The 13,291-nt window shown below is 30.9% G+C and carries 12 protein-coding genes; 5 read left to right on the plus strand and 7 right to left on the minus strand.

Annotated features, from left to right (window positions below):
* Positions 1-13: 13 nt before the first annotated feature.
* From ACFVT8_RS16330 to ACFVT8_RS16350, 5 genes are all read right to left on the minus strand, one after another.
* Positions 14-1,162: a Rep family protein gene (locus ACFVT8_RS16330; protein ID WP_483869505.1), complete on the minus strand. Its 1,149-nt coding sequence runs from the start codon at positions 1,160-1,162 to the stop codon at positions 14-16.
* 292 nt (positions 1,163-1,454) lie between these two features.
* Positions 1,455-2,060 (minus strand): hypothetical protein, encoded by a 606-nt coding sequence (locus ACFVT8_RS16335; RefSeq protein ID WP_387083552.1) that lies wholly within the window; start codon positions 2,058-2,060, stop codon positions 1,455-1,457.
* Positions 2,060-3,130: a P-loop NTPase fold protein gene (locus ACFVT8_RS16340; protein ID WP_387083553.1), complete on the minus strand. Its 1,071-nt coding sequence runs from the start codon at positions 3,128-3,130 to the stop codon at positions 2,060-2,062. Before ACFVT8_RS16340 ends, ACFVT8_RS16335 begins: the two co-directional genes overlap by 1 nt.
* Complete coding sequence (locus ACFVT8_RS16345; protein WP_387083554.1) at positions 3,130-3,447, minus strand: hypothetical protein; 318 nt, start codon at positions 3,445-3,447, stop codon at positions 3,130-3,132. Before ACFVT8_RS16345 ends, ACFVT8_RS16340 begins: the two co-directional genes overlap by 1 nt.
* 247 nt (positions 3,448-3,694) lie before the next feature.
* Positions 3,695-5,077: a hypothetical protein gene (locus ACFVT8_RS16350; protein WP_387083555.1), complete on the minus strand. Its 1,383-nt coding sequence runs from the start codon at positions 5,075-5,077 to the stop codon at positions 3,695-3,697.
* 1,214 nt (positions 5,078-6,291) lie between these two features.
* Between ACFVT8_RS16350 and ACFVT8_RS16355 the strand changes: the two genes are divergently transcribed.
* The 5 genes from ACFVT8_RS16355 to ACFVT8_RS16375 all read left to right on the plus strand — a co-directional run bounded on the left by ACFVT8_RS16355 (position 6,292) and on the right by ACFVT8_RS16375 (position 10,181).
* The gene (locus tag ACFVT8_RS16355; RefSeq protein ID WP_387083556.1) at positions 6,292-7,941 is read left to right on the plus strand and encodes a hypothetical protein; all 1,650 of its coding nucleotides are present in this window, start codon (positions 6,292-6,294) and stop codon (positions 7,939-7,941) included.
* Positions 7,942-8,174: 233 nt separating this feature from the next.
* Positions 8,175-8,372 (plus strand): hypothetical protein, encoded by a 198-nt coding sequence (locus ACFVT8_RS16360; RefSeq protein WP_387083557.1) that lies wholly within the window; start codon positions 8,175-8,177, stop codon positions 8,370-8,372.
* A gap of 275 nt (positions 8,373-8,647) precedes the next feature.
* Positions 8,648-8,791: a hypothetical protein gene (locus ACFVT8_RS16365; RefSeq protein WP_387083558.1), complete on the plus strand. Its 144-nt coding sequence runs from the start codon at positions 8,648-8,650 to the stop codon at positions 8,789-8,791.
* A 21-nt stretch (positions 8,792-8,812) separates the two neighbouring features.
* Positions 8,813-9,706 (plus strand): hypothetical protein, encoded by an 894-nt coding sequence (locus ACFVT8_RS16370; RefSeq protein ID WP_387083559.1) that lies wholly within the window; start codon positions 8,813-8,815, stop codon positions 9,704-9,706.
* Between the two features lie 142 nt (positions 9,707-9,848).
* On the plus strand, positions 9,849-10,181 hold the full coding sequence (locus ACFVT8_RS16375; protein ID WP_387083560.1) for a hypothetical protein: 333 nt from the start codon (positions 9,849-9,851) through the stop codon (positions 10,179-10,181).
* A gap of 346 nt (positions 10,182-10,527) precedes the next feature.
* On the opposite strand, the gene ACFVT8_RS16380 is transcribed toward ACFVT8_RS16375, so the two are convergent.
* Both ACFVT8_RS16380 and ACFVT8_RS16385 read right to left on the minus strand, forming a co-directional pair.
* Entirely contained in the window at positions 10,528-11,730 is a 1,203-nt protein-coding gene (locus ACFVT8_RS16380; RefSeq protein ID WP_387083562.1) for a restriction endonuclease subunit S, read from the minus strand.
* 4 nt (positions 11,731-11,734) lie between these two features.
* Positions 11,735-13,291, minus strand: coding sequence for a type I restriction-modification system subunit M (locus ACFVT8_RS16385; RefSeq protein ID WP_387083563.1), 1,557 nt, complete (start codon positions 13,289-13,291; stop codon positions 11,735-11,737).

Raw genomic sequence — 13,291 nt, forward strand, 5'->3', positions numbered from 1 at the left:
AGTATTTTAGGTACTATTTAGTTAAAAGCTGATTGAATTTATCATAAGTTTTTCTACCATTGGTATTGTATTTCTTCTTAAGTTTTTCAAGTAAATAATTTTTTTGTCTAGTATCTTCAACAGAAATATATTTTTTTTCTAAGTCATTATAATTTTGCATTTCAAAATAATCTTGAGTCATAAATTGAACGAAAGTAATTCTCCTCTGAAGTTGTCCAAATGAATCAACCGTTTTTTTATGTCTGAAAATTTCATCATAAAATTGTTTTGGGCTATATGGGGAAGTGATGATGAATATATCAATCATTAGGGATTTATCAAAAAAACGGCTTGGAGCTTTGGGGTTTTCTCCAAAAGGATCAAGCATTTTCAATAAATCATCATAATTAAAAGTAGTTGGTCTCAACTCATCTAAAATCACAAGATGTTCGCCATCATAATGTTGAAAGCTATCTCTGGATGAACCAGTAATGAAATATTTTACATTTTGTTCATCTGCATATTTTTTAGCTAGAGCTGTTTTTCCAGTTCCAGAGCCACCATATATCCATATAACCGTAATCGGTTCATTTTTACTTTTCTGCTCTTCTAACCAAACTTTAGATTTTTGTTCTTGTACCTGCTGATAGACATCATTGATCTGCTTTTTTGCCTTAGCAAATTGTGAGCCTGTCAAATTTAAGATAACTTCATCTTTTGATAGTTCGTCAGCTCCTAATTGATCAAGCAAACTTTTAATAATTTCACTATCTTTCATTTTATTTTTCTGTTCGATTTTTTTGGTTATATCACTCATCAATGTAGGATAATCAAAATTAGCTTTTACTTCCTCAAGCTGATATTGATATTTACCTTTTGCTTCTTTTGTTTGATGAACAAGGTAAGAGTAAGCATTGTTAACATTTCCTCTCCACTGTTGAAAGGATGATATTTGTGGTTCGTTTAGAAGCTTTGCAAGTCTTTCTAAACTCCTTTGGTTTTCAAACTGTAATACTACATGAACGTGTTTCTCAACCGAGTTCCCTTCTTCATTCATATCTTTATCATGTATAATTGCAGCAATTTTTAAAGGTTCCAAACGTTCCACCAAAGTTTTTACGATACTATTTAGTGTCTTCCGTTTAATAGACGATGGCAAATGTGAAAGTTGTTGCTGATACATTACATTAATTGCTTTGGGCTACCCATTTGACTACCTCCCTTAAATGTTATTTTGTCAGATTAAATAACACTTCTTGATAAATTTTAGCTATTATTAAATTTGAATAAAAAGACTGTGAATTGCCGACATCATTGGTTTTGCTAAAATTTTTAGCTATCTACTAAGCGGTGGTATAACAAGCCCTACCACCGCGTTAAATATAGATTTCTTTATATATTTGGCTATTAAATTTGATAATTTATCTTTTGTGGTGCTTTTTTGGCTTTTCGTTCCGAGCCAAAGCACCACGAATTTATTTTCGTTTTGTACCAATGAGCCATAAACTTAATTTATTACGTTCAAAAGTTGAAATAATGTACTCAGGGTACATACTTGAAATATGCTCTTTTATTTGTTCCTCATATTCTTTAAGAATTTTTTGAGATTGTGCTTCTCTGGGAACTTTGATAAACAGATTTAATTCTTTATAAGTTAAGTCAAGCACACATTTATTTACTGAACGATTGAACCTTGAAATTGATAGGTTCTCCGATTGGGATTGTCTATCTGTATCACTCATTGGAATTTTTTGATGTTGCTTCAAGAATCGTCTGAATTGAAGAGTTCCGACAAAAGATTTTCCTAAATTGATTAGGGAATCATTGAAGATTCTCTTTATAATTTCTTGAAAAATCAAAACGACTATTAGAGCTGGAAGCAGGATGTTAACCATCTCTACTGTTCTAGAAGCAAGTCCAATTCCGTGAAGAATCTGACTTACAAATGGGATACTTTTATCTATCTTTAACCACATTCCATATAGGATTTTTAGTAGTATTGAAAACACAATACTTAGGGAAAGTAGTAATGCTAAAAACTGAATTAAATTGTAGATTCTCATAAAATAAGTTTTCTTCATTACAAAATCCCTCTTTCCGTATAAAACGTTGGTGTAAGAAGTGGCAAAACTTGATATGGATGTTCACTATCAATAATTTGAATCAGTCCTGTTCCTTTGCCGATTGGAATTACAATTCCCTCTGGGTTCAAATCAGGGAACAAGAATTGAATGGTTTTGCTGCTAATATTGCCAATCTGAACTAGCACGTTTGCTTGTTCTCGTACACTCACAGGGACAGCATTAAAATCAAAGCGTTGAGAAACAAGAACTAAATGACACCGTGTTGCCCGTCCTAGTAGTGCAATAGAACTTAATAACGACATGAACGAATCCTTGATTTGCTTATTCACACCCTCTGACAAGGCAAGAACTTCATCAATAACAACGGTTAAATGTTCAAATTCATGTGTTGGATTTTCATATAAAGTTGTTTGTCTTTCATAAATGATACTCAAGACTGAACTTAAAGCATCGTTTACTTGACTGACAAAATCACTTTTAGAGCGATTGCTTACAGGGTGTATCACAGAGATATTATGTGTTCTTGCCCATCTTGACGGACTATCAAATTTAGGATCAACAATAATTAACTTAGACATGGAATTCAAAACTTCCAATAGATAGGTTAAAAAGTAAGATTTCCCGCTACCTGAGTTTCCTGCTATGACTATTCCAGTTACCTTGTTATAATCAACACTTAAATTTTTCATAATTTTGATTTGATTAGCTTTATTTTTTAGTATATATTCCGTCAGGTTTGATATAATTAAACGCTCACTAATTCCCTTGAACCAAGGAAAGAATAAGGCTCTTTGGACATGAATATCTTCTGTTTTTATTGGTACAAAATAAGCTGAATTTTGTTTTAAGAGAGTATATCTGGGATAAAGACTGGCATTTGCTATAATAAAAATCTTTAGATATAGTTCATCATCAATTAAATAACCCGCAGGAGTGCGGGGGACGAATAAAAATCCACCCTCTTGAACCTCAACAAAAAATGAATTTGTGTAAGTCGATTCTCCATTCATTGAGAGAGCCATATTAAGAGCTTGATTCAGATATTTTTCAATTTCTGTTTTATTCATTATTTCACGACTTTCAAACTATCAGCTTTAAAATAAACATTGGAACGAATCTCAATCCCTTGTAGGTTTTCAAATTCCACAATAGAAAGAAATGGGGGAAGTTCAGGCTTTTTATCAAATTTAACAGTGAATGGGTTGAGTCCTTCTTGCACAAACCAAAGTTTATAACCTTTGATGGTGTCGGTGCGTTGTTTATCAACATACTCAAATTGTGTTTCAATAAATGTAGTTGCACATTTTGTTGGTACATTTGTAACGATGAATTTGCGAGCAGTAGCTTCTGAATATTGATTGGATTGTGTAAATACTGTTTTCATGATAAAAACCTCCTGTATGATAGAATTAGGAATCAGCAACTTCCTAACTTGCGAACTAAACGATTTGCAACTCGTCTAGTTAAACAGCTATCAAAGTCTTGCCGAACTTTGATAAACTTAGTTTATGACATTTCTTTTCATACTAGGTTGTCATTGAGGATGTAGTTTTACATGAATTTACAAACAAATCTACCAACAAATTTTAGGCACAAAAAAAGAACAGAAATGTTTCTGCTCTTTACATATGCTATTTAGCGAATTTATCCAATTCCTCATCAGTTAAAAGTTTTAATAGATTATTTTGAATATCAATAAATTTTTCAATGGATTCATGAACCTCTTCATTCATTTTTTCTTGTAATCGTTGAATAATTTGACTATTATTTGTGAAATAACCTGGAATGTTTTGGTTCTTGAAATGTTTGTTTTCATGCCATTGTTCCATAGCTTCCCATATCTCTTCTTTAGAATTGAAGCCTGAAGCTTCAAATATTGGGCTCTCTTCAAACATTGGTATATCTTCGAGTGTTCGTCCAACACCTCTTGTATTGATAGCTCGATTTAAGAGTTCATCAATTTCAACTTCTTTAGTGAAATTAACTGCGGGGACTTCTCTTAAAATTATTCCATGCTTTAAAAATTTAGCATTAAGTTCTGAATTAGGTAATTCTGACTTTTGTATTATTTCAAAAGCTTTTTCTATTAGCTTCATTTTTTCTTCTGTTTCCTGATTAGATAGCTTCCTTGATTCAAATCCATCAAAATTATTAACATATATTTTAAAATGTTTATCTCTTGTTGTTTGTAATGGAATGGTATCCTGAAATGATTTAGATAAATCTTCGTCTAAAAATTCATCTATTAAATTTTTAACCATAAAACCAATTTTGAAAACACCATTTTTTTTCAATTTCTCTACTACATCGGGAACAATTATCTTTTTGAACTGCTGAATGAGCCATTGATTAACTTTTGAATTTATACTTGAATATTTAAAATCTTCAAAAAGGCCATCTGATATCTCAGCTCTAAATGAGCGAATAAATTTTTCTCTACATATTAACCATAATTTATCACTCATATCGTAGAGGTCAATTACAATGTTTTCATTAATTGGCTTAGTTCTAAAATCACGTTCAATATTGATAAATTTCCCATTTAAAAGCATTTGACGATCGAATTCTTTGCTTACGACATCCATAAAAATTTCATTGCTTTTAAGAAAGTTATATCGCATTAAGTCAAATTCAGCGAAAGCCTCAGCCATTGATAATGAAGACTTTTGAAGCTCTATATCAAAATTATCTATATTGTTATATAAATATGAATCAGTAGCTAGGTTTTTGAGACGAATTAATCTAAAAGATTGTTCAAAAATCAATAATAATGTCTGTTCAAATTCTTTTGTATTTCCAAAAATTATTTCTTCCGAAGATTTACCAAAAGCGTTAGTATAGTCAAAAAGAACTGTTTCAGTAATAAAGTTACCACTTTTAGGAATTGCTGCTTTTTCTATTCGACTAACAGAAGATTTATCAGATACTTTTTCCATTGAAAAATTATACTCTTCTCGCAACTTCTTACATCGCTCTGCAATTAAAGGTGCTAAACTTTTTTCTAAATCAATCATAAAATTCCTACTTTCTATTCTTTTAAAAATCATTCCATAAATAATACAGTGACTTGTATTGCGTTTCCTGTAACGATCACTTTCAATACCCTAGGCTTGGTATCGTTTGATAGGAGCTTTTATCCAGTATTGGCATTGTATTTTCTAAATCTTTTTTATTAACCAAGTGATGAATCATATAGTTATGTGTTTGAGAAAAGATAGCAGGATAGATGTCAGCAGGTCTTTGACTAAATAAAGTAAGATAAAATCCGGAATTCCATCCTTCTTTTATTATAACTTCTTCAAACACTGATAATTTATAATATTGCCTATCATTCCCATTATTTTTGAATTCACCATTTAAAAAATTATGATCTTCGTCAATAATTAAATGTTTACTTCTTTATATTTATTGTTCATCAATAATATTCCCACCCAAAAGTAATCGTTATCAATATTATACTATAATTTGTAAATTATTATTTTCTAGACTAGAAAAAGATAAATTATACATATTAAAAAGCATCATCACCATTATGGCAAAGAAGCTTTACTATCATAAATTTGAATTAACATTGGCCCAGGTATAAAGCAAGTGATAATTATCCGGAAAGAATACGTTTAATACAAAAAATAATAGAGAATTTACTAAGAAAAGCGCTCTTACAAGTTGATAGGGAAATCTTCAAAAACTTTTTGAATCAAGATTATATAAAAATATTATTAAAAAGAAACGGTTTTAAAAATGAACTCTAATTGAATTTTCAACGTTTAATAAAATCTCTATATTAAAAAGTTTAGTATTTAATAATTCAGAAGAAGGTATGTCAATAAACAGTGTAGTTTATGGTATGGATGAAAATTCTAGTTTTTTATATTCTGAAACAGAGGAAGAAAAAACTAAATTAAAACTTATTCTAGATAAACTTCCCTGTAAATCCCGGGTATTTAAAGACGGTTAGTAATTATTAAAGTTACTCAACAAGAAGAAAGGTAGTGATTATTTATCCACTACCTTTCTTTTATTTACTTTACCCTATCCAACGTTACCGTGAACCGTATCATAAGTAAGTGCGGTTTAAAAGCAAATCCTAAGAAAAATTAGGATTTGCTTTTTTTGATTTACATTCATTAAATTAATTTAAATTAATTTCTTAGTAAGTATACAAATGCATTGGATATTTCTGTTATTATTGAGATATGAAATCAAAGTAAATAAAGGTGGCATATTCATGACAATTGTTAATATAAAAATGGATTTTTTTAAACATGATGCTCAAGCAGGAGGTTTTTTCCCAAATACTCACGCCAATCCTGGTTTTAGTATAGATAAATTTCTGGGGGAATCTGGACAAAATTATTTAATTGAAGGCATAAGAGGAACTGGAAAAACACATATTTTAAAAATGATTAATCAAAAATGTATAGACGATTTTCAGCAGAAAAAAATATTACCTGTCTATGTTTCTTTAGCTAGTGTTCATGAATGGGTTGAAAACGATGTGAAATTATTTAGAATCCATTTGTATGCTAACATTGTTACACAGATAATTAAAACGATGGAACAAAATAAAGACAAAATTAAATTAGCTGGTAATAACAATTTTCAAAAGTCTGTAAAAAAGATAGCTCAAATGTTTGGATTAAATAGTAGTGAAAATGTTGATGTCTTAATTGAGCGTATAAAAGAATTAAGTGAACAGTTATTATCAGATTTAAGTTACAATCCAGAGACTATCAAAACTGTATTTGGTACTCAATCTAATATGGGGACTACTGCAACAGCGAAGGTATCTATACCTTCTGTAGGTTCTTTAGGAGTTACTTCAAATGCATCATATGGTGAATCAGAACAACAAGAATTCCTCTATGTAGGCAATAGCTTGTCTCATAGTAATGCAGCAAGTTTTTTAGTTAACTTCATATTAGAGATGAAAAACATTTTAAATCACAGTTATACATTTTTATTAATTGATGAGTGTTCAGAAGTAAGCAAAGAGGCTCAAATAGAGGTATTTAGATTATTAAAGTTGATTAGAGGAGCTTTAACTGATGAAGTTAATGAAAATGCAGCTTATTTTTGTGCTTCAGTTTATCCCCCTCCAATAACTCATTATCCTTCTAATATTAATGGGGATTCGTTTAACTTTGATGTGGGTCATGATGCTATTATGGAATATGTTTCAATGGATGAACTATCAGATGATTATATAGATTTTTATAAGACACTTACTAATAATAGAATACGTGAGATGTTATCTGAACAAGGGTATGTGAATTATTTAGATATTATGGAAAATGAAAAATGTTTAATTTTAGCTGCTTATTTTTCAAATGGTAATGTAAGAAGATATATAGAAATTTTAAAGCACGCTTATGATAATTTAATCCAAAGAATTGGTCATAAGCAATCGGCAACAAATGTAGAAAAAATAAATTCCAAAGATGTAGAGGAAGCATTAAGCTCAATTGTACCAAATCAAGTATTAGCTTCTAATAAACTTACTACAAATGATTTCCGTATTTTAGACAATATTGTTACAAAAATGAATAAAAGAAATAAGAAGAATGAGACTGAAAATAAATCTAAGGAAGTTAAGAATAAACTTCCAGCTAATGTTTATTTTACAGTTTCTAGGTCTGAAGCATTACAATTGGGTAATTTATTTATGCAAGGTGCTATCCATGACAAAGGTAAAACAAGGGTAAAAAAATATTATAAAAAGGATGGATTAAGAGGTCCTTTGTTAATGCTAGACCTATCGGTTGCCTTTCATGAAGGAGCAATTGATAGAAATAGAACATCTGACATTTTCGCTAAAGACTTGTCTAAAAATGCTAAAAGTGGTTATTTATGGTGTCAAGATATTTCTCTTGAATAGCCTTATCAGTTATTATATGTATTTTAATAGCGAAATTAATGTTTCATTGTATTCAACTACAAAAAATGAAACATTAATTTTGTTTTTTTTTGAAATGAAAAGGAATTCACATAACAAAAAACGTTAATTCCGACAATATATTATAGGACTACTATATCTATAGACAGATAAAGCAACCGTAATAATGTTGCTAATGATGCGGAGTCCAAGGTATGAGGAGGAATATAATATAAATGGCAGTGAAAAATGGTTTGTTTTTAGCAAATGAAAAAAAGGTAGTAAGTGGACATACTAATTACAGAGCAAAATCGTATTATCGTTTGAATAAAATACAATTTAAAATCGAAAAAAATGAAGAATCTAAATTTACACAACTCAAGCAAATCGTCGAATTTTCAAATGAATTCGAAAGGATTGAAACTCAGATTTAAGGAAAAAATTTATGTTTGACGATATGGCTTAATTAATAACGGTGGTGGCAAATCAAAATGAAACAGATTAGTTGTTTAGAAGATTTTAAGGAAATGGAAGTTAAATATATCAACATTTGGTTGAATACTTAAAACAGGAGTTTTATGATTTATATAGATACATGAGTAATGGAGAAAAGATAAGTGAATTTACTTTATCAGCTAGAAATGCTATGAACTATTATTTTTGAGGTTAAAAACAGTTAAAGAAATCGAAGATTATAAGGAGAATGGTTATGCCCCATACACTGAATAAAGATAATAATAAAATTGCTGTATTCTGTGAGGAAGTTTTAGAACTAGAAAGTGCAAAACTCCCTGATGAATATTCATTAATGTTCTTAATAAAGACGACTTCGCTACACCCTTATTGGATGTAACCTGGATGGAGGAGAAATACCATGAATAAAATGATAAATCTGCTATCTCCTTTAAAAGTGGAAAGAGCAAAATCCCTTTTAAAGCGAGCAACACGTTATCAAGCAGAGTTGTCCCAAACACCACTTGAACATGAAGTAATAGATAGAGCTACTCCTATTGTGTGGTTTGGGAACGCTTCACCTAATAATTGGGTAACCATTGCAACAAACCCCTCTTCAAAGGAATTTCTTGATACGGATGGTACTTTGTTATTAGGTGAAAAATCACGCTTTTATGTGAGGGGAAAAGGGGTTTCTTTAGAAGAATATGAAAAAAACGATAAACAGTTAGAATCAACAATAGAAATGTATAACTCTTATTTTGAAAGAGATACAGCATATCGAAGTTGGTTTGGTAAGATAAACGGGGCTAAATTGGAAGGCTTTCTAAATGGCATGGGAGGTTCTTTATATTCAACTCATAACATGAAAGAAGTTGTACATACGGATTTTTTCCCTATTCCTACTAGAAGTCAGATGAGTAGGATAAGCTCAAAAAATAATCTTCTTGAATCACAATTTGCAAAAGATTTCATTCGAGATACATTAGATTTTCTAAGCCCCTCATTGATTATTGTGTTAGGAAAAGAGCACTGTTCCAGACTTGCATCAGGAAAAGAGTTTATTTTTAATAGTCCCAAGTCAATAAAGGATTTTCCAGATGCACAGTATCAAATTGGCTTTTATCATCAATTGGAAGTGCCGGTAGTTGGGCTACACTTCAAACCATCTGAGCAATTTATTGGATTGGGAGGAAGCAAGGCCGATTTAAATGGAAAAAATCATGGCGAATATGCTAAAAAAGAAGCATTAAATGAAATGGGAAGCGAAATAATGACTGAATTAAAGGTACTTTTTCATAATCACCTTTTCTAAAGGAAAGTTAGAAAATAAAATTTGGAGGAAGGTTAATTGTCAAAAGTAAATGTAGACCCCCTATCAATATTAATTAATGATACAAGAATCCAAAGGCCGAAGTTCTTAACGGAACTATATCACTGGGAGCGTGAAGAAGTAAATGATAGCCGATGGAATACTAGTTTTGGTGTTTATGTTTTTCTTTGATAAAGCAGGTGACGTAGCTTATGTTGGAAAGACATCGCCTTTCGGTGATAAAACTAGATATTCGGGGTTCCCAGCAAGAAAGGTAGTAGATATAAGTAGGATAAAGAGTCATTTTAATGGTAGCGGTGGAACAAAAATGTGGAAATACTACTATAAAGTTAAATTGTATGGATTTACTGATTTTACTTCCAGGGATATATATGAATCATGGTGGATAGATAACTTACTTACAACCTTACGGAAATCAGCAGGGGCGTTACTACCCTTTTGTGCAACCAAATACTAATCTTAATAAAAATAACTGGTCAGATGAACAAAAAGACTCGTTCATAGAAGAAGTTCCTCCTGAAGATATAGTTTTATGGAGATATTGGGTGACTGTAACAAGTGTGGATATAACAGTAAAGGATTGGATTACCACTCATAAACTTAGTTTTTTAATTAGTCTTGCCAATCAAGGTATGACTAGTGTACTCGATATATATAGACAAATACGAAGAAGAGCAAGGGCATAAACATAGAAACAAAAAACCTCATATAGATAGGTTACGGTGAACGGTACCATAAGTAAGTGCGTTTTTATGAAATATAGAAGCAGCACCATTCCAGATGGATTGGAAGGTGCTGTTTTATTAGATGAAAATTTGTTGCATAAAGGCTTGTTTTTGAACTTGCAAATTAAATAGTTTTTCTTCTGCAAAATTGATTTTTTTATCAAATTTCTCAAGAAAAGATGAAATAGTCTTTTGTTCCTCAAAACAAGGTATCTCGAAACATATTTCATAAAACATATCAAGATTTAAATTTCTGCGAACAATACTAGCACCTTGTTCAGAGGAAATTTTATAGTTATAAAACATTTCCGGGGTTACAAGAGCATAAGCTATATATGATTTATCGAATTGTTCATTAATATCGAAGATTTTATATGAAGGCGATACAATACCGATATCATACTTTGAATTGTAATTTATATTTCCTAGCCATAAGTTTTGAGGGCTTAAAACTACTTGATATTTTTTTAATATTTTATATCCAGTGTTATTTTCACTTGCAACTTGGCGATTAAAGTATTCACTTTGTAACATCAATCCTTTATTTGTAGAGGATATAACAGGAAACTCATTATTTTCTTTAGTTTTTTGAACAAATTCTGTTAATACTTCTTTTAAAGTATATTTTTCCCATTTTTCAAATTCTTTTCCATTTGTATCTTTGAATCTTAATTCTTTACTGAAAACCTTCTGCATATAGCCTTTTTTCTGCATGTTTAATGTTTCTATATTTTGTTGTTGAATTTGAATTCTTCTAGAAAGAATACTAATGAAGTTTTTTAAATTTTTTTGTACATTTAAAGGCGGAAGTTGTACTTCAAGACTTTCGAAGTCTGTTCGAGAAATATTCTTCATACTTGCACTTGTCCCAGTAGCATGATCACTAATTTTTTTTGAGTACTTTGGTGTGGATAAAAGGTATGCAAAGTATTCAGTATCTACAATATTTTCATTAACTTTAATTAGCCATAATTTATCTGACAAAAATAAATTAGGATAATCTTTATCTACATATCCAACCATACCAACTAATTCTTGTGTATTACTTCTATTTAAAATTATTGAATTATTAATAGGATTTAATTTTGCACGATGAAAGTCTTCTTCTAGAATTTTTTTATTTTCAGAAGGTATAAATACACCGTTCTTAACACAACCCGTTTTCAATACGCCATTTTCATTATTTTTACATTTTAAATTTGTACTATTTACACTAACTCCTGATTGTATATCTTCAATAATTTCAGAAATAATATATTTTTTTGTATTAACTTTGGTCATAAAGTTAAACCTCCAACGCTTTAAAATACTTCTCTAACTCTTCATTTACTTTTATAATTTCTTTATCAATTTCACTCAACCGTTTTGCAACAGCTTGTAAGTCAATTTCTTCTTCTTCTTCAAAAGTATCAATATAACGAGGGATATTAAGGTTGTAATCATTTTCTTTAATTTCACTTAAAGTAGCGGCATATGAATATTTCTCGATTGTTTTACGAGATAGGAATGTCTCAATAATTTTTTTTACATTGTCGTCTGATAAATGATTTTGATTTTTTCCTTTTTCAAATTCATTTGATGCATCTATAAAAAACACGTTATCGTCGTATTTACGGCATTTCTTGAATACAAGGATACATGTTGGAATACTTGTACCATAGAAAATATTACCTGGTAATCCAATCACTGCATCTAAATAGTTCTTCTCTTCAATTAGATACTTACGAATAGCTAATTCAGCTGCGCCACGGAATAGTACACCGTGTGGAAGAACTACTGCAAACGTACCATTATCATCTAACTGATGAATAAAGTGTTGAATGAAGGCAAAGTCTGCTTTTGATTTTGGTGCGAGTTTTGCATAAGCACTAAAACGTTCATCATCTTTGAATTTATCAGCCGCGCTCCAGTTCGCTGAGTACGGTGGGTTAGCAACAATCGCTTCAAAACGTTGATCCATATGCTGTGGCTCTTCTAATGTATCGCCATTACGAATGTCGAAGCGTTGGTAAGGGATATCATGTAATAACATGTTCATTCGAGCTAAGTTATATGTTGTTGATACCTTTTCTTGCCCATAATATTTGTGTACCTTTGCTTCTTGTCCTACACGAAGTAGTAATGAACCAGAACCACATGTACCATCATACACATCACGAATTTCAGTTTTCCCAGCAGTTACAATCTTCGCTAAGATTTTTGATACTTGTTGAGGTGTATAGAACTCTCCAGCTTTTTTCCCTGCATTTGCTGCGAATTGAGAAATCATATATTCATAGGCATCGCCTAATACATCGATTTCCGCATTGTCTTGTTCAAATGGGATTTCCGCAATGTTTACAATAACTTTGCTAATTAAGTTTGAACGGTCTTTTACAGTACGACCTAAACGTGATGATGTTAGATCCATATCATCAAATAGGTTTTGGAAGTCGTCTTGACTTTCAGTACCTATTGTAGATGATTCGATTGCTTTTACACCGTTTTGTAGCATCTCTACATCAAAGCTACCACCATTTGAGCCTTTTTCGATCTCATCAAGGAAGTGAGAGAATAGGAAATGTGGCTCTACTACATAGCCTAATTCATCAATTAAGTACTCTGCTAAATCTTCACGGTATTCTTCATCTGCCCATGCATCTGCAAATGAGATATCATCATCTTTTAGTAAGACCTTTGCTCGTGATTCTACTTTTTCAGATAAGTAGCGATAGAAAATTAATCCTAGAATATAATCTTTAAATTCACTTGCGTCCATTTGTCCGCGTAAGTCGTTTGCCATTGCCCATAATCGTTTATGCAATTCAGTTTGTTGCTGACGTTGTATTTCACTTGTTGTCAT

Origin of the sequence: Lysinibacillus sp. NPDC058147, assembly GCF_042884205.1 — a bacterium.
Classification (GTDB): Bacteria; Bacillota; Bacilli; order Bacillales_A; family Planococcaceae; genus Lysinibacillus.